The following is a 17,169-nucleotide window of genomic DNA, read 5'->3' as shown; positions in this document are numbered from 1 at the left end:
GGGTTGGAGTCGGTGATGTCATCCTTAGGGCCTGCCTTCCTTACCGAAGGCGCGCTCGAGGCTATCAAGGAAACGCGATGCGGATTGATAGCCGATGACCCGCACCGGGCTCTCTCGCCCATCGGCGCCGAACAAGATGATGCCGGGCGGCCCGAATAGGCCGAAGCGCTTTAGCAACGCCTTGTCGTCGGCGTTGTTTTGTGTCACATCAGCTCGAAGTACGACAACCCCGGCCAACTGCGTCTGAACTCCGGGATCGCTGAAAGTCGTCTCCATCTCCTTACAGCTGACACACCAGTCGGCATAGAAATCGAGCAGTACCGGCTTGCGGGCCGCAACGGCCTGCGCCAGACGTGCGTCGAGCTCGGCCACCGAGCGGATCCGCGCGAAGTGCACCACCGCGTGGTCGGCGGCGGTGGCTGGCGACGACTGGCGAGTGCGCAGGTGCGACAGAGGCTGCAGCAGATCCCGCCCGCCCGACGCCAGCCCGACCAACAGGATGGTTCCCGCCAGCGCGGCGATCAGGCCCAGGCCCTTGCCCAGCCGGGCCACGCCATGCGGTTTGGGGCCAAGCGAATCGAAGGCGCCCAGGAAAACTGCGGCGATCAGCAGCAGAGCGGCCCACGTTGCCATCACGGCCCAGGGTGGCAATAGCGGGGTGATCACCCAAGTTCGCCTCGCCCAGCAGCAGAAAGCCAAGGCAACGCTTGGTCACCTCCAGCCAGTGCCCGGCGCGCGGCGGGAGATTGCCGGCGGCGACGCCGGCCAGCACCAGCGACAACCCCATGCCGATCGCCAATGCGAATAACGCACCGCCTCCGGTCATGGCATCACCGGTTCGTGCGAGATAGGCGAGCGTGCTCGATAGCGGCGCCGGCATGATGCGCGCGACGGCCAACGCGGACATCGCCCCCAGTGCTGCGGCAGCCCGACGATCCAGCTGCTGTGCGGATGTCGTCGATCGGGGCTGCCGCAGCAGCGCGCGGAGCCCGAACATCGATAGCGCCAGGGCCACGAGCAACGTGGCGAAGGCCCCGAGCGCCCAGGGCGTCAGCAGCCCTGTCAAGACCCTCTCACCGAGCCACCCGGTGGCCATGCCGACGCCGGCATAGGCTACCGCCGAGCCGAGCACGTAGTCTAGCGAGATGATCAGCGCACGGCTGCGTGTCACGTGCTCGCCCACGACGATGGACCAAAGGATCGGCACCATCGGCAGCACGCTCGACGTGACCGTCAGCAGCAGGCCGAAGCCGAGGAAGAGCAGCGCGATTGCCCCAAGCTGGTGGCTGGTCAGCGCGCGAATGATGCGGTCGCCGTCATCGCCATGTGGCACGATCTCCGGTATCGCATGCCCGCCCTGGTATTCGCCCGCTCCGGGAGAGGTTACTGCAGTCGGTGGCACAAGCATCGCCATTGGCGTGCCACCCTCGCGCTTATCAAATAGGCCCGCCGAGCGGGCTGCCGCCCACCTTGTATACGCTCTCCATCGGTGGATAACAGATTCCCTTGTCGGCGCAGCCTTGCGATGTCACGACCAGCGTCCATTCGCCATCCGCAGGAGTGACCTCCACTGGCACGCGAATCTTGACGCCACCATGGTAGATCTCCATCTCCTTGCCAAACGCCTCGTCGTACTTAACCTGCCCTGGTGGAAGCACAGGTGTACCGAGCTTCACCCCTGCCGGCCGGGCAGCAAAGGCGAATCGCTCACGGTAGAGGTGATAGCCGTCCGCGATGTCGAAGTGCACCTCGATGGCGTGTTCGTCGAGTTGCCGGGCCGCAAAGCGCAAGGCCCGCTCAGGCGGCAGAAGATCTTCCTCGCCCACGGCGCGGGAAACGCCAGCGGCGCCCGCGATACAGAGCCACGTGACGAGGAGCAGCCCCAGGAGGAATTGCCCCGGAGCCAAGCGCCATACTCGCCCGGTGTCGCCCGTACGCGCCACTGCCATGCCAGTTTGCATAGCCCACCTCTGGAACTGAATTACCGGCCACGCAATGCCGCGGCTCGTGCCACTTGCATTCCGACCGGTGCCACGTGCCGCCGCAACTCCGTTCAACGGGCATCGTTATCTGGCCCTGCGGCCGATCTGTGCCTCGCCGCATTCATGGGCGCTCATCCCCGCCGGCACCCAACGCACCAGCCGATTCGGGTCATTCGGCTGTATCCACTGACGCTCCCGGGGGAACGTGTAGATGCAAGAACCTCTCGACGGCGATTACCGCCACAATCCCGGCGCCTGGCACGGTGGATTGTCCTACCTCGATGATCGCTTTGGTGATGGCCTCGACGTCGCTTTCCTCCGCGAAGATCTCGATCTTGGTGTGCACGGGTGGTCAGATCGCTCGAGAAGAAATTCCGATACTCGCCGTACCCCTTGACTTTCGTTGCGGTCAATCCGGGCGCGTGGACGGTTGCGAGGCGCTTCTCCAGCTTCTCCAAAAGCTCAGAGGGCACGATGGCAATAACACATATGGTACTCATGGGCGCCTCCTTGACAACGCAGGGTTGGACGATCAGCAGTGCACTGTCGGGGTAAGTCATCATCCGGTTCCATTGCGATCCTGGCCGATCACCAGACGGGTTTCGCCTTGATACGCGTGCGGTGGGATCTCCAGATTGAGCGGCGCTGGGACGTTGCGGAACACGCGGCCGGCCAGGTCAAACTTGGAACCATGGCAAGGGCAAAAAAAGCCACCAGGCCAGTCATCCCCCAAGTCCGCCGCGCCGACGTCCGGGCGATAGGTCGGTACGCATCCCAGATGGGTACAGATGCCTACCGCCACAAAGAAGTCCGGGCGGAGCGAGCGTGTCGCATTACTCGCATACGCGGGCTGCTGGTCCTTCTGGGACAGGGGATCGCTCAACAGGCGATCGTGCCTGCCCAGACGCGCCAGCATGTCGCGGGTCCGGTGCAGTATCCAGACGGGCTTGCCGCGCCAGGCGACGGTGACGAGTCCCCCTGGCTCCACGGCGCCGAGCCTCACATCGACGGGCGCGCCCCGCGACCTTGCGGCGTCGCTTGGCGCCATGCTGGCCACGAATGGCACCATGGCGCCGACCAGGCCTACGCCTCCCATGGCGCCGGTGGCCAGCAGAAGCAATCGGCGCTGGCGTGCGCTCTGTGTGTCTGCCGTCGGATTGTTCATGGCGATTTACTCCAATCCCGGGGGGGCATGTGGCCAGCAACGTGACTGGCTGCCCAACCGCTCACTCCCAGAGCTTGCCCAATAGCTGCGCCCATTGGCAGCGGCCCGGCAAGAACACGGGCACCCGCTTGCGATACGCCTCATAGTCCGCCGCGAAGCGGTGGGCCAGGTCTTGCTCTTCCTGCCTTGCAAGCATCAATTTCCCACAAGGTTGCCGAGTCCCCTTGCTTCGCCATGGCAGGAGGGCACGCACTTGCCCGTCTACTTCAGGCGCTGCTCCCCAGCTTGCACCCGGGCTAGCAAAGACTGAACCCGCCCATCATGCGTTGATGCATCACGAGCATGCCTACCGCGCCAAAGGATGCAGCACGCCGATGATGGCGAACACGATCAAGAGGACTCTCCATATCAACGATTTGTTCACGTGTTACCTCTCTCTTCGTTGGCGGCCCGGGTACGCGTCCGCCATGCGTGCCAATTGCTCTGCCGTCCTGTCACTCCTTGATTCGAAATGGATGGGGCTTCTGCTTTGGCGCTTGCTCGGTCATTCCGCCCACTTGATCGTCCTGCGCGCTCATGCTCTTAATCAGCCACATCGACAATGGGCAGATCAAGAGCAGGAGATACGGCCCAATACCCAGGACAAGCGCTCGGACCGGCGGCAATAGGGCATAGGCGGCTGCCAGCATTGCCGCCAGAGCGATGCCTGCGGTGATCATTGCTTTCGGATTGCATTTCATGGTGGTGGTACTCCTTTTCAAATGGTTCGGATCTGGACAGCGTCCTTACTTCGTCGGTGGCGTCTGGATCTTGTCCGCGTACTTGCGCATGATCTCGCCCATCGCCTGCATCATGTCCGCATGCATCTGCATCGAAAGCTTCTCGTTGCCAGGTGGCAGGCCCATCATCGGGCAGCTTCCCATCATGCCGCCGCCCATCATGTGGTCCATCATCATGTCGTGCCCCTTGTCCTGTGCACCCGTCTTGGCGCTTTCGGCGCCACGGGTTGCACCGGCCGCTGCGGACCAGCCGCTGGCGCCAAGCATCACCACGGCTAGGGTTGCGGCTACTAGTGATTTCGTATTCATGGCGATCTCCTTATCGATCGCGATTCAATGACCACGCGCCAATCCAGTACCAGACAAGTGGGCGGGCAGACAGTCAGTCCGGCTCCCTCAGGGCGGATGCCAGAGGCCGGATTGCACGGATGCATGCTTTGCCTGGTCGGCCGAAGCACCCTCAGTCACTTGGACTCGGAAGGCCCCATCGGGCTGCCGCCGCCGGTCGACTGGGAATCCATTTGTTTCATCATTGCATTGCAGCGCGCCAACATCGATGCCTGAGAGGCTGATGTACTGGAGGTCGCCGCAGGGTGTTGCGCTGCAGTGCGCGCGCGATTGATGACGTCCCAGTCGGGACCCGCGAGCGCCTGCGCGGTCGCGACGGCGAGTGAAATGAGAACGAGAGTCTTGAGAGTGGAATGCATGATGATCTTCCCCAGTATTCGGTTTTGTCTGGCTCAACCGCAACGGGTCAGAGCACCCACGCTCGGGTAGAGCCACCAAAGTCAAGCACGTGGCCGAAGTGGGCCACGCGTAGGGATAGATCAGATGCGCAAGCGGGCCGTTGCGAGATAGACCGGACCAGGCGAGTTGTTCGCGCTGTCAGCCGTGTGGAAGATGCGGAAGGTGTATGGCGTGGGCGGCAGAACGTGTTCAAGCCCAGCCATAGTCGGCAAGACACCGAGATCGGGCCCGTGACCGTTGCTGTCGGCCCAGTGCCGACCGTCCTGTTGATGGTCAGCGCACAAGGCCAACAACAGCAGCGCAAGCAAGCGAGTGAAGGGGCTGCGGCTATGCTTCATGAATCACGCCAGCATTTGTCCTAGTCTAGCCCCCCGATCTGGGCAGCAAGGCAAGGAGACACGGGTTGGTAGAGTCGAATTCACACATGACAATAGCTACGCCACGCGGCGTCTGAGTCGTAGCGCATTGGAGATCACTGAAACGGAACTCAGGCTCATGGCCAATGCCGCGATCATCGGCGACAGCAACCAGCCGGTGAACGGGTACAGCAACCCCGCCGCCAGCGGGATACCCAGCGCGTTATAGATAAAGGCGAAGCCCAGGTTCTGCCGCATGTTGGCGATAGTGGCCTCGGAGAGTTCGCGTGCTCGGGCGATACCGCGCAGATCGCCCTTGACGAGGGTCATCTGGGCGCTGTGCATCGCCACATCTGTGCCGGTTCCCATCGCAACGCCCACATCGGCCTTTGCCAATGCCGGCGCGTCGTTGATGCCGTCGCCCGCCATCGCAACCACGCGGCCTTCCCCTTGCAGCTTCTCGACGAGCGCCAGCTTGTCGGCCGGCTTCACTTCGCCATGAAACTCGTCGATGCCCAGGCGACCGGCTACCGCCTTCGCCGTGACAGCGCCGTCACCTGTCGCCATCACCACGCGGACCCCGGCTTGCCTGAGCGTCATCAGAGCCTCGGGCGTGCTGGCCTTGACGGGGTCGGAGACGGCAAGCAGACCGGCCAATGTTCGATCTGCCGCCAGATACATGACACTGGCGCCTTGCTGCCGCAGGGTATCCGCCTGAGACGCCAGTGGTGCAACGTCGACCTGTTCCTGCTGCATCAGGGCGGTGTTGCCCAGCACGAGCTGGTGGCCACCGACGCGGCCGCGTACCCCCATGCCCGTGTCCGAGGCGAAATCCTCCGCCTTCGCCAGGGCCAGGCCGCGCTCACGCGCGGCGGTGACGAGGGTCGCGGCTAGCGGATGTTCGCTGCCCTGGTCGAGGCTCGCGGCCAAACGAAGCACCTCGGTTTCCGTGAACGGATCGACACGATAGGCCCGTTCAAAACTCGGACGGCCTTCTGTCAGCGTGCCGGTCTTGTCCACGATCAGGGTGTCGACCTTGCGGAATTGCTCGATGGCCGCCGCGTCCCGGAACAGAATGCCCTTGGTCGCGCCATTCCCGCTGGCCACCATGATGGATGGGGTGGCCAATCCCAGCGCGCAGGGACAGGCAATGATCAGTACAGCCACCGCATTGACCAGGCCAAAGACCCAGCTCGGCTCGGGGCCGAAGACGCCCCAGGCGAAGAACGTGAGCAAGGCGATGGTTACGACCACCACCACGAACACGCCGGCGACCCGGTCCGCCATCCGCTGCATCGGCGCCTTGGAGCGCTGTGCCTGGGCCACCATCTGCACGATCTGCGACAGCACCGTCTGGGCGCCGACCTTTTCTGAGCGCATCACCAGGCTGCCCGAGGTGTTGATGGTGGCGCCGATCACGTGGTCGCCGACGCGCTTGGAGACGGGCAGAGGCTCACCGGTGATCATCGATTCGTCGATGGCGCTGGCCCCTTCGTTCACGACGCCATCCGTGGGCACCTTTTCGTCGGGCCGGACCCTCAGGAGATCGCCGACATGCACGTGCGTGAGCGGAATATCGGCCTCGCTGCCGTCCGGATTGAGGCGGCGTGCCGTCTTGGGGGCCAGGCCGAGCAGCGACTTGATGGCTGCCGAGGTCTGCGAGCGCGCCCGCAACTCGAAGATCTGGCCGAGCAACGTCAGCGAAATGATGACGGCCGCGGCTTCGAAGTAGACCGCGATCCGGCCGTGCATGAGAAAGGCGCGGGGAAACAGCTCTGGGGCAACGGTGGCGGCGACGCTGTAGACGAACGCCGTACCCGTACCCAGACCGATCAGCGTCCACATGTTCGGGCTGCGGTTTCGGAACGACTGGAGGCAGCGGACGTAGATGGGCCAGCCTGCCCAGAGGACCACCGGTGCGGACAAGACGAGTTCCACCCAGCTTTGCGTCGCGGGCTCCAGCACCCCGAGGCGGTCCCCAAGCATCACCAGCGACACGACGGCGATCGTCAGCGGCAAGGTCCACCAGAAGCGATGGCGAAACGCCGCGAGTTCGGGATTCTGGTCGTCGTCGAGGCTTGGCATGAGCGGCTCGAGTGCCATGCCGCACTTTGGGCACGTCCCGGGATGGTCCTCGCGGATTTCGGGGTGCATCGGGCACGTATAGGTCGTGCCCGGCGCCGTCTCGCCTTCATCGGGCGCCGAAACGCTTGGTGTCTCGACATAGCGCGTCGGCTCGGCCTCGAACCGCTTCTGGCAGCCGGCACTGCAGAAGAAGTATTGTGCCCCGGCATAGCTTGCCTGGTATGGCACATCCCGCATGACCGTCATTCCACACACAGGATCGCGTGCACTGGCCCCACAGACGGCAGCGCCGTGACTGGTGGAATCATGGTCTCGTCGATTCGGCGCATTTCCGCTGCCGTGCCCTACGTGCTCATCGTCTCGCGCTGCTGCCATCGCGTGATGTGAGGCAGGGTCGAGAGATTGCCGTTGTCGATCGCTCGTGGTCATCGCGCTCACTGCCTGGTTGCACGTACTGCCGCTCGATGTTTCGGCGGTTCGCCGCTGAACTCATCCAGGATCGGGCATTCGGGGCGGTCATCGCCTTCGCAATGTCGCGACAAGTACAGGAGCGTGTCACGCATGCTGGACAGTGAGGCAATGCGGGCGTCCAGCTCCTGGATTCGCTGTTCCGCAATCGCCTTTACCGTTGCACTCGCGCGCCGTTTGTTTTGCCACAACCCGAGCAACTCGCGGATCTGGGCCATCGAGAAGCCCATCGCCCGCGCTCGCCCAATGAAGCGCAGGGTATGAATGTCAGCTTGACCATACACCCGGTAGTTCCCCGCGCTGCGTGCGGCTGAAGTCACAAGACCAACGCTTTCGTAGTAGCGGATCATCTTGGCCGAGACGCCGGATGCGCCGGCGGCTTGTCCAATATTCATGATGTGCTCCTTACCTTCAATCCCTGTTGTCTCGGACACGCAACTTGAGCAAGCTGCGGGGTGGATGGCATCCAGGGTTCGATGACTCAACGATAGACCTTGCCCCGGTGGGAAGGTCAAGGACACGATCCTTCGGAAACTTGGGCCACGTTGCGAGAAGACCCGGGGCGAAAGGTCCGGTTGCATTACCCGCAAAAGACAGTATCCTTGCGACTATCACGCCCACCGCAAAGAACTCTTGCGTCACTCGGTCCGCCGGCATCCCTGGTTCGCCGGCCTCCTTCTCGTTGTGTTTCTGACAGTCCAACTGGCAGCGGCCGCGTACGCCTGTACCGGTAGCCGCTATCAGGTGGAAGGCAGCGGCACGACGGCGGCAATGACCGAATCCTGTGCCGATATGGCGGCTGGCGGTAGCGACCAAGCACTGACCAGAGTGCGCTCTGCTTGGCGCACTGCCAGGCAGATTCCAAGAGCGCGGACCATGTTTCACCGCAGCTTCCGGCCTTCCTGCCAGTGCTGAAGAGCGTCGTGGAACCCACGCGCGTGGTCACGGCCGAGGTTCGCATCGCGCTGCGCGCCGAGGTCGAGGCGCGCGGCCCGCCGCCCCTGAACATCCTTCACTGCAGTTTTCAAACGTAGCCTCCAGATCGACGCCCATTCGGTGCTGCCCAGCTAGACTCGGGTAGCTGTCGTCGTTCATGGAGGCTTTATGCTTTTTCCTCGTCGCCTGACGCTGGCGCTGCTTTGCGCGCCTGCCTTCAGCATGGCGGTGTCGCATGCCGCGGCTGCGCAATCTGCCCCTTCTCTTTCCCTCGAGGAGACCGTCGCGCTCGCGACCACTCACGCCGGCGATGCCGAATCCTCGCGAGGCGCCGTCGAGGCAGCCGTGCAAATGGCGGTTTCCGCCGGCCAATTGCCGGACCCGGTGCTCAAACTTGGACTCAACAACGTCCCCGTGACCGGGCCGGACCAGTTCTCGCTCACGCGGGATTTCATGACCATGCGGTCCATCAGCGTGATGCAGGAATTCACGCGCTCGGACAAGCGCCGCGCCAAGGCGGCGCGCTTTGAAGCCGAGGCGACTGCCGCCGAGGCGCAGCGCGCGGTCGGACTGGCCAACGTGCAACGGAATGCCGTCGGTGCCTGGCTCGATCGGTGGTATGCCGAGCAGACCGGTGTCCTGCTAGGCCATCACGGCCATCCCCTGGACCTGGCGCTCCAGGCGGCGACCGCCGCCTATCGCAGCGGGCGTGGCACGCGTGCGGATGTCTTGGCGATGGAGCTGGAAGTCCAGAAGCTGCATGACCGCCTCGACGAAAACCGGGCCGCCGTAGCCACCGCCATGCTTAATCTGCAGCGCTGGGTCGGGCCTGCGGCTAACCGCACACTGTCGCAGCGCCCGCCGCTCGACGTACCCCAGAGCATTCAGCAACTGGCGAAAGACGAATTCGACGCGGTTCCCGAGATCGCGGCGGCACGGCGCGACGTGGCCCTGGCCGAGTCGGAGATCCAGGTGGCAACGGAGGCCAGGACACCAGATGTGACGGTCGAGCTGATGTACAGCCAGCGCGGCCCAGCCTTCTCCAACATGGGGTCGATCAACGTCAGCTTCCCGGTGCCCTGGGACCGGGGCAATCGCCAAGACCGCGACGTCGCTGCCCGGCTGGCACAGGCCAATGAAGCGCGTGCCAAGTCCGAAATCATCCGGCGCAATACCCAGGCCATGGTAGGCGCCAAACTTGCCGAGCTGCAGCGCAACCTTGAGCGGCTCCAACGCTACGACGAGAAGACCTTACCGCTCGCCAATCAGCAGGCGGAGGCAGCGCTCACGGCATACCGGGCCAATACCGGATCGCTGCTTGCCGTCGCCGAGGCCAACCATCGCGCCATCGACACAGCGGTGGAGCGGCTGACGCTGGAGGCCAGGACGGCAAAGCTGTGGGCCGACTTGACCTTCCTGATCCCGCTGCCTACCGCGCAGACCGAGCCAGCCACCAAGGAACGCAAATGAAGAAACCAGTCATTGCCGCGGTCGCCGGCGTCGTTGTCATCGGTGCCGCCCTCTATGGCGCCTACCACCTCGGCGTCATGCGCGGCACACAATCTGCGCAGACGGCCGCGCCAGGCGCGGCGTCTGCGCTCAAAGCAGGCGACACCGATCCGAACACTGGCAAGAAGATCCTGTACTGGCACGATCCGATGGTACCCGGCCAGCGTTTCGACAAGCCAGGCAAGTCCCCTTTCATGGACATGCAGCTCGTGCCCGTTTATGCGGATGGGGATGCCGGAGGCAGCGGAGGCAGCGGCGTCACGGTCGACAGCCGTGTCGCGCAGAATTTGGGCATCCGCACGACTGAGGTCAAGGCGAGCCGGATGAGCGCCGTGCTCGAGGCACCTGGCAATGTCGCCATTGACGAGCGCAGTGTCCAGGTGATCCAGGCGCGGACGAATGCCTTCGTCCAGCACGTAGCGGTCAAAGCGACCCTCGACCCGGTCCGGCGCGGCCAAGCACTGGTGACGCTGTACTCGCCCGATTGGGTGGCCGCGCAAGAGGAATATCTTGCCGTGTCCCGCATGGCCGCGGGTGGCCAATCCGACCTGCGCAGCGCGGCCAAGGCCCGCATGCTGCAGGCTGGCATGACCCCCGGCCAGGTCAGCACCGTCGAATCATCCGGCAAGCTCCAGCCTACTCTTGGCATTGTGAGCCCCGTCGACGGCCTTGTGACAGAGGTTGCGGTCCGGGAGGGCATGACTGTGTCTCCTGGCATGACCCTGTTTCGCCTGGCCGACCTGAGCCAGGTCTGGGTGATTGCCGAGGTACCGGAGGGACAAGCCCACGCCATCGCTCCGGGCCGGGCGGTCAAGGTGTCGCCGACCGGCGCAACCGAGTCAATCGTTGGCAAGGTCGATACCGTCCTGCCCGATGTCAATCCGGCCACGCGAACCATCAAGGTGCGCATTGTCCTGCCCAACAAGGGCAGGCACCTGTTGCCGGGGATGTTCGTGACGGTCCGGTTTGACAGCGGTGATCAGAAGGAATTGCTGATGATTCCGCTGGAGTCCGTCATCCGCACCGGCCAGCGCAGCATCGTCATGGTCGATGCGGGCAAGGCCGGCTTTGTGGCAACCGAAGTCAAGACCGGGCGCGAGGCCGCCGGCATGGTCGAGGTGCTGGACGGGCTGAAAGCGGGGCAGAAAGTGGTCACCTCCGGGCAGTTCCTCATCGATTCGGAAGCCAGCTTGCGTGGCACGGCCGAACGCATGAGCGCCACGACAGCGGCTTCCGCGCCGGCTGCGGCTGCGCCCGAGCACGAGGGCGTCGGGCGCATCGAGGCCGTGACGCGCGAAGGCCTGACCATCTCGCACGGGCCGATTCCCTCGGCACAGTGGGGCGCGATGACCATGGATTTCGCCGCGCCGCCTGCCGGCCTGCCGAAGGGGCTCAAGACCGGCGACCGCATCCGGTTCCGCTTCCACCTGGACAAGGATGGCCTGGCGATCCTGTCCGCAGTCGAGCCGGCCGGCACCACCCAGGGGGCCAAGCCATGATCGCCCGGCTCATTCTTGCTTCCATCCGCAACCGTTTCCTGGTCCTGCTGGTCACGGTCATGCTGACCGCCTGGGGACTGTGGGCCGTGCGCAGCACGCCGCTCGACGCGTTGCCGGACTTGTCCGATGTGCAAGTGATCATCCGCACGCCGTTTCCCGGCCAGGCGCCACAGATTGTCGAGAACCAGGTCACCTATCCACTGACCACGACCATGCTGTCGGTCCCGGGCGCCAAGACCGTACGCGGCTACTCGTTCTTCGGTGACTCGTTTGTCTATGTGCTATTCGAGGACGGCACCGACCTGTATTGGGCGCGCTCCCGCGTGCTGGAATATCTGAACCAGGTGCAATCCCGCCTGCCCGGCGCCGCCAAGCCGGCGCTGGGGCCGGACGCCACCGGCGTCGGCTGGATCTACGAGTACACGCTGGTGGACAAGACCGGCCAGCACGACCTCAGTCAACTGCGTGCGCTCCAGGACTGGTTCTTGCGCTTCGAGCTGAAATCGCTGCCCAATGTTGCCGAGGTCGCGTCCCTCGGCGGCATGGTGAAGCAGTTCCAGGTCGTCCTGATGCCGGACCGGCTACGCGCCTACAACCTGTCGCAGGGCAAGGTGCTTACGGCGCTCAAGGGCGCCAACCAGGAAACCGGCGGCTCGGTGCTGGAATTGGGCGAGGCGGAGTACATGGTCCGGGCCAGCGGCTACCTGAAGACGCTCGATGATTTCCGGCAGATCCCGCTGGTGACCAGCGACGCCGGCATCCCGGTGCGGCTGGGCGATGTCGCCACCGTCCAGCTTGGTCCCGAGATGCGGCGCGGCATCGCCGAGCTCGACGGCCAGGGAGAGGTCGCCGGCGGTGTCATCGTGATGCGCTCGGGCAAGAACGCGCTGGAAACCATCGAAGCGGTCAAAGCCAAACTCGCCACGCTGCAGAAGAGCCTGCCGGCAGGCGTCCAGATCGTCACCACGTACGATCGCTCCGCCCTGATCAACCGGGCGGTGGAAAACCTGACCCACAAGCTGATCGAAGAGTTTATCGTCGTCGCGGTGGTCTGCCTGGTTTTCCTGTTCCACCTGCGCTCCGCGCTGGTTGCCATCGTTTCATTGCCGCTGGGTGTGCTGGCCGCGTTTCTGGTCATGCGATACCAGGGTGTCAATGCCAACATCATGTCGCTGGGCGGCATCGCCATTGCCATCGGCGCCATGGTCGATGCCGCGGTCGTCATGATCGAGAACGCGCACAAGCATCTCGAGCATTGGCATGCGGATAAGCCCGGCCTGGATCTCACCGGCCATGAACGCTGGAGCGTGATCGGCGAGTCGGCGGCTGAGGTTGGACCGGCGCTGTTCTTCTCGCTGCTGATCATCACGCTGTCATTCATTCCGGTGTTCACGCTGGAGGCGCAGGAGGGCCGACTGTTTTCGCCGCTGGCCTTTACCAAGACCTACTCCATGGCCGCGGCGGCGGGCCTCTCCGTCACCCTGGTGCCGGTCCTGATGGGCTACATGATCCGTGGCAGGATCCCCACGGAGCAGTCCAATCCCCTCAGTCGGTGGCTGATTCGCGCCTATCAGCCAGTGTTGGCCAAGGTGCTCACCTACCCGAAGACCACTGTAGCGATCGCGGCAATTCTGCTCGTCGCGACCGCCTGGCCGATCATGCGAATTGGCGGCGAGTTCATGCCGCCTCTCGATGAGGGTGACCTACTCTACATGCCGTCGGCGCTCCCGGGGCTGTCCACCGGCAAGGCAGCGCAGTTGCTGCAGCAGACCGACCGCCTAATCAAGACCGTTCCCGAGGTAGCCACCGTGTTTGGCAAGGCCGGCCGCGCCGACACGGCGACCGACCCGGCGCCCATCGAGATGTTCGAAACCACCATCCAGTTCAAGCCGCGCGACCAGTGGCGTTCCGGCATGACGACGGACAAGCTGGTGGAGGAGCTCGACCGCGTGGTGAAGGTGCCCGGCCTGTCCAATATCTGGGTGCCGCCGATCCGCAACCGCATCGACATGCTCGCCACCGGCATCAAGAGCCCGGTCGGCATTAAGGTGGCGGGCACCGACCTGAAGGAAATTGACCGACTGGCCACGAGGATCGAGGATGCTGTCAAGGCGGTGCCGGGCGTCACCTCTGCACTCGCCGAACGCCTGTCCGGCGGGCGCTACGTCGATGTCGACATAGACCGGATGGCCGCCGGGCGATATGGGCTCAACATCGAGGATGTCCAGAGCATCGTGTCCTCGGCCATCGGTGGCGACAACGTCGGGGAAGTGGTCGACGGGCTGGCGCGCTTTCCGATCAATGTGCGTTATCCACGGGACTACCGCGACTCGGTGGAACAACTGCGCAGCCTGCCCATTGTCACCGACCGTGGCCAGCATATCACGCTGTCCGACGTGGCGCGCCTCCAGGTGGTGCAAGGACCGCCGATGCTGCGCAGCGAAAACGCCCGCCTGTCGGGCTGGGTGTACGTCGATATTCGCGGACGTGACCTGCGTTCGGCCGTCCAGGACATGCAGGCCGCCGTGGCCAAGGCGGTCCCGATGCCAGCGGGCTATTCCCTCAGTTGGTCGGGTCAGTTCGAGTATCTGGAGCGGGCCACCGCGAAGCTGAAGGTGGTGGTGCCGTTCACGCTGCTGATCATCTTCGTGTTGCTGTACCTGGTGTTCGGCCGTCTCGATGAAGCGCTACTGATCATGGGCACGCTGCCGCTGGCGCTCATCGGCGGATTCTGGCTGCTTTACTTGCTGGGCTACAACCTTTCGGTAGCGGGGGTTGTCGGCTTTATCGCCCTTGCCGGCGTGGCAGCCGAGTTCGGCGTCATCATGCTGCTCTACCTGAAGCAAGCCTGGAGCGAACGCGAGGGCCGAGGCGAAACCAGCGTGTCCGCATTGCTGGACGCCATTCAGGAAGGGGCAGTGCTGCGGGTCCGCCCCAAGGCCATGACCGTCGCTGTCATTCTTGCCGGCCTGATTCCCATCATGTGGTCGCATGGCACCGGCTCGGAGGTCATGCAGCGCATTGCGGCTCCGATGGTTGGCGGCATGGTCACCGCGCCATTGCTTTCCCTGTTTGTTGTGCCGGCGGTGTACTTGCTGATACGCAGACGGCAGGCCGAATCTGTCTCACTTTCCACCCACCCCTCACTCCCGGAGGAATCACAATGAAATACGTCAAAACTCTTGCCATCATGGCTGCTCTCGCTGCCACACCGGCTGCGTTCGCGGCAGGGTCGATGGACGGCATGGATATGAAGGGCATGGACATGAAGCCGTCAGCCGAAACGAAGCAGGCCCCCCACCCGGTTGCGGCAGAGGTAAAGAAGATCGATGCGAAGGCAGGGAAAGTTACCCTCAAGCACGGCCCGATCGAAAATCTCGGCATGTCCGCCATGACCATGGCGTTCCCGGTCAAGGATCGCGCTTCGTTGAAGGACTTCAAGGAAGGTGATGCGGTTACCGCCGTATTCGACACGGTCGACGGCAAGCCGACAGTCGTGGACATGCAGCGCAAGTAAAACTCAGGCGGCACCACCGCTCGCATCGGGGCAGTGTGCCGCCTGCCATGGCCAAAATCCTCCGTCACGCCGCTTCGGTAGACCTCCGAATGGCGTCGTCGGGATCGAAACCGCTTTCCATGAACGTTCGGCCACAGTGAGCCGCCCACCCTTCGACCTGCCACGTGAAGTCATCGTTGTCATCGTGTTTGCCGTGGCGTTCACGGTGTGTGCTACAGGTTCGCTTGCCTGGCATTTTCGTCGCCAGATGCGCATCAAGCGCGGCCTCGAGAATGACAGATCAGGTTCGTCCACGCGACGTCGCATAACTTCAAGACGGCGCAAATAGTCCTGTCAGATCCCACCTGAGCATTCATGCTGGATGCAGCTTGCGAGCCGGTTTCACCAACGAGAGCGGCTTTAGACATCAGCATCGCGGCCCTGCGAGACGTCTTCGGTGGCCAGACGAACTTGCGGATCCGGTCGTTCAAACGGATAAATCAGTTGCTCGCCGTAGCGGTGCGGCACCGGGTCGCCTTCGATGCCGATTGCGCCCAGTGGCGCCTGCGGTTGATAGAAGGTACCGAAGAGGTGGTCCCATACCAGCCAGAACTCCCCGAAATTGACCTGCGCGTCCGCGAAGCGCTCCCGATGGTGCCAGCGATGGAGTTCTGCCACGCCTAACATATACCGCACCGGCCCCAGGCTATAGTCCAGGTTGGCATGCTGGAATGCCAGATGGACCGCCAGGATTGCGAACCAGCCGGCCACTACCTCGGCCGGCGCGCCTAGTATGCCCAGGACCAGTAAGCCCGGACCCGCCATCAGGGCTGCATGCAGCGGGTGGCGGCGTTCCCCGTTTAGCCAGTAGAGCCGCCGCGACGAATGATGAATGCTGTGCAGCCGCCACAGAAAGCCGTAGTGGTGGCTGAGCCGATGGACGGCATACAGCGACAGGTCCAGTGGCGCCCCTGCGAGTAATACCTGCAACAAGTATGGCCATTCCGCAGGCCACCATAGCTTGGGCCAACCCGTTCCTTCCCGCAGCACCACGAACCCCAGCACGGCACCGTGCATCACGGCCAAATTCACAACGGCATGGGCGACATCCGCCGGAAAGTCGAGATCCCGCTTTTGCCACCGTGCATCGAACGGGACAATGCGCTCCAGCCAAGCAACAAGAAATAGCCCGGCGGCGGCCCACAACGCCAGCCAAGCCAGCGGCGTGCCGTGGGATGGGGCGACCGAAACCCCTGTGATTACCAGGGCCATGATGGTCGGATAGGCGCCGTACCGCACCACAGAACGCGCTGTCATTGCGACTCCAGAGTTCAATTTCCTCCAGTTTCTCCAAGCGACAGACAGCTAGCTTGAATAAACATGCTGTGTGCGGGCGACGTCTTGACTCTATAGCAGGTACGGGGTGTGAAATTACTCAGATCTTCTGTGGAAACAGGCGGGTTAACAAAGGAGTTGCATGAACGACCACTTCCCCGACAAAGAACGCCTTGACCTCGACGCGAGTCAGGCGGCCGACCGCCGGATTCTGTGGCTGGTACTACTGATTAATGTCAGCCAATGTCTGGCAGGTATGGGCGTGGGCCTTTGGGCGGCGTCCACGGCGGTGCTTGGTGCGGCTCTGGACAACCTTGCCGACGCGTTGGTGTATGGCGTCAGCCTGTACGCCGTCGGCCGATCGCGAGCCATCAAGGTGCGGGCAGCGCGGCTATCGGGGTGGCTTTTGATTGGGCTGGCCCTGATGCTATGCGTGGAAGTCCTGCGCCGGTTCTTTGGCGGCGAGGCGCCATTGGGGCCGGCGATGATGGTCATGGCAGCGATCAATGCGGCGCTGAACATTATTTGCTTGCGCTTACTGAAACGCCACCGCGGGGAAGACGTCAACTTCAAGGCTTCCGCCATATTCACCAGCAACGACTCGATTGTGAATCTGGCCATTGTGTTGTCCGGAGCGCTCGTGATGTGGTCGGGCTCCAACCTGCCAGACCTGGTTCTGGGTCTGGTGGTATCTGCGATCGCCGCTAACGGAGGTCGTGAAATCCTGGTTGACGCGACAGAACATGAGGAAAAGGCCCGTTCCGAGGCAACTTAACCTCCGACCAGGAGGCAGAGCCCTTGACTCTGTATCT

At 63.5% G+C, this 17,169-nt stretch carries 14 protein-coding genes and 2 pseudogenes; 7 read left to right on the top strand and 9 right to left on the bottom strand.

All coding sequences use genetic code 11. The annotated features are described in order from the left end of the window. Positions 1–24 precede the first annotated feature (24 nt). Positions 25–1,961 (bottom strand): annotated as a pseudogene (dsbD, locus tag J5T34_RS07430) (protein-disulfide reductase DsbD). Between the two features lie 232 nt (positions 1,962–2,193). On the opposite strand from dsbD, the gene J5T34_RS07420 reads away from it, so the two are divergent. Beyond that, positions 2,194–2,379 carry a hypothetical protein gene (locus J5T34_RS07420; RefSeq protein WP_170265909.1) on the top strand — a complete coding sequence of 62 codons (186 nt, stop codon included), beginning with the start codon at positions 2,194–2,196 and terminating at the stop codon, positions 2,377–2,379. Between the two features lie 162 nt (positions 2,380–2,541). Here J5T34_RS07420 and petA read toward each other — a convergent pair whose 3' ends face one another. From petA to cueR, 7 genes are all read right to left on the bottom strand, one after another. Further along, the gene (gene petA, locus J5T34_RS07415) at positions 2,542–3,147 is read right to left on the bottom strand and encodes a ubiquinol-cytochrome c reductase iron-sulfur subunit (RefSeq protein ID WP_062799377.1); all 606 of its coding nucleotides are present in this window, start codon (positions 3,145–3,147) and stop codon (positions 2,542–2,544) included. Positions 3,148–3,641: 494 nt separating this feature from the next. After that, positions 3,642–3,887 (bottom strand): DUF2933 domain-containing protein, encoded by a 246-nt coding sequence (locus J5T34_RS07410; protein WP_208579253.1) that lies wholly within the window; start codon positions 3,885–3,887, stop codon positions 3,642–3,644. Between the two features lie 45 nt (positions 3,888–3,932). Further along, a complete protein-coding gene (locus J5T34_RS07405; RefSeq protein WP_062799373.1) occupies positions 3,933–4,235 on the bottom strand; it encodes a hypothetical protein in 303 nt (100 codons plus the stop codon). A gap of 155 nt (positions 4,236–4,390) precedes the next feature. Continuing rightward, positions 4,391–4,633, bottom strand: a complete 243-nt coding sequence (locus tag J5T34_RS07400; protein ID WP_116359830.1) for a hypothetical protein — start codon at positions 4,631–4,633, stop codon at positions 4,391–4,393. A 120-nt stretch (positions 4,634–4,753) separates the two neighbouring features. Then, positions 4,754–5,011 (bottom strand): hypothetical protein, encoded by a 258-nt coding sequence (locus J5T34_RS07395; protein ID WP_062799371.1) that lies wholly within the window; start codon positions 5,009–5,011, stop codon positions 4,754–4,756. A gap of 96 nt (positions 5,012–5,107) precedes the next feature. Continuing rightward, positions 5,108–7,543, bottom strand: a complete 2,436-nt coding sequence (locus tag J5T34_RS07390) for a heavy metal translocating P-type ATPase (RefSeq protein WP_371558780.1) — start codon at positions 7,541–7,543, stop codon at positions 5,108–5,110. A 5-nt stretch (positions 7,544–7,548) separates the two neighbouring features. Continuing rightward, positions 7,549–7,977 (bottom strand): Cu(I)-responsive transcriptional regulator, encoded by a 429-nt coding sequence (cueR, locus tag J5T34_RS07385; RefSeq protein ID WP_062799367.1) that lies wholly within the window; start codon positions 7,975–7,977, stop codon positions 7,549–7,551. Between the two features lie 238 nt (positions 7,978–8,215). Between cueR and J5T34_RS23910 the strand changes: the two are divergent. The 5 genes and pseudogenes from J5T34_RS23910 (at position 8,216) to J5T34_RS07360 (ending at position 15,043) form a co-directional block, all read left to right on the top strand. Further along, positions 8,216–8,616 (top strand): annotated as a pseudogene (locus J5T34_RS23910) (hypothetical protein). Positions 8,617–8,686: 70 nt separating this feature from the next. Beyond that, a complete protein-coding gene (locus J5T34_RS07375) occupies positions 8,687–9,988 on the top strand; it encodes a TolC family protein (protein WP_062799363.1) in 1,302 nt (433 codons plus the stop codon). After that, a complete protein-coding gene (locus J5T34_RS07370) occupies positions 9,985–11,526 on the top strand; it encodes an efflux RND transporter periplasmic adaptor subunit (RefSeq protein WP_062799361.1) in 1,542 nt (513 codons plus the stop codon). The genes J5T34_RS07375 and J5T34_RS07370 overlap by 4 nt, the downstream gene beginning before the upstream one ends. After that, positions 11,523–14,693 carry an efflux RND transporter permease subunit gene (locus J5T34_RS07365; protein WP_062799358.1) on the top strand — a complete coding sequence of 1,057 codons (3,171 nt, stop codon included), beginning with the start codon at positions 11,523–11,525 and terminating at the stop codon, positions 14,691–14,693. Before J5T34_RS07370 ends, J5T34_RS07365 begins: the two co-directional genes overlap by 4 nt. Continuing rightward, positions 14,690–15,043 (top strand): copper-binding protein, encoded by a 354-nt coding sequence (locus tag J5T34_RS07360; protein ID WP_053821791.1) that lies wholly within the window; start codon positions 14,690–14,692, stop codon positions 15,041–15,043. The genes J5T34_RS07365 and J5T34_RS07360 overlap by 4 nt, the downstream gene beginning before the upstream one ends. A gap of 399 nt (positions 15,044–15,442) precedes the next feature. On the opposite strand, the gene J5T34_RS07355 is transcribed toward J5T34_RS07360, so the two are convergent. Next, entirely contained in the window at positions 15,443–16,339 is an 897-nt protein-coding gene (locus tag J5T34_RS07355; protein WP_082371464.1) for a sterol desaturase family protein, read from the bottom strand. Positions 16,340–16,499: 160 nt separating this feature from the next. Between J5T34_RS07355 and J5T34_RS07350 the strand changes: the two genes are divergently transcribed. Further along, a complete protein-coding gene (locus J5T34_RS07350) occupies positions 16,500–17,132 on the top strand; it encodes a cation transporter (RefSeq protein WP_053821792.1) in 633 nt (210 codons plus the stop codon). Positions 17,133–17,169 lie beyond the last annotated feature (37 nt).

This window comes from Cupriavidus gilardii, from assembly GCF_017598945.1.
Taxonomy (GTDB): Bacteria; Pseudomonadota; Gammaproteobacteria; order Burkholderiales; family Burkholderiaceae; genus Cupriavidus; species Cupriavidus gilardii_E.
This window is presented reverse-complemented; position numbering and strand designations above follow the sequence as displayed.